This window comes from Ligilactobacillus acidipiscis DSM 15836 (genome assembly GCF_001435755.1).
GTDB classification, from domain to species: domain Bacteria; phylum Bacillota; class Bacilli; order Lactobacillales; family Lactobacillaceae; genus Ligilactobacillus; species Ligilactobacillus acidipiscis.
The window spans coordinates 1-588 of the sequence record NZ_AZFI01000347.1; the positions used below are offsets into that span (position 1 = coordinate 1).

At 36.7% G+C, this 588-nt stretch carries 1 protein-coding gene; it reads right to left on the bottom strand.

The features are described from left to right. Positions 1 to 588, bottom strand: a 588-nt coding sequence (locus FC65_RS11060) for a transposase (RefSeq protein ID WP_156408647.1), incomplete at both ends; no start/stop codon positions are given.

A 588-nucleotide genomic window follows, 5' to 3' on the forward strand; every position in this document is an offset into this window, starting at 1 on the left:
ACATGAATTCTTTACTAGACCATTTATTGTTTGAATGAGCCAACTTAGGGCATCTGAAATATCAATATCCGGCAAACTTCGTTCATAGTCATAAAAAATATCTCCGAGCGTTCGCTCATCGATATTTTCCCGTTGACTTAATGCAAGGATATCGTAGCTAAGTGCCACTATGGATAGATGTCCACATAGCCCATCGTAACTTTGAATCTGAGTTTTATCGAACTGAAGATACTGCTTAGCTACCTTAAAGTAGCTTTCAATTTGCCAGCGTCTTCCATACATTTGAATGATTTGATCAGGTCTTAGACTGGTTTTAGTTGTAGCTAAAACTAGGTAATTATTTTTATTCCCACGATTGGTTACAAAAACTAACTTAACAGGCATTTCTCGACCATCAACTTCAAAAGTTACCATTGAACTGTATAAGTATTTTTCCTTTGTGGACCATTTGGTCCGACAAAGGTTCTCATAGAGCGTCTTCACGTCCATTTGACGATTACGGTAGCGGAAATAAACTTTCTTAGTCTTTTTTAACATTCCTATGCCAAATAACCCACGATTTAATAATTGGGAAAACATGTGTGGTGA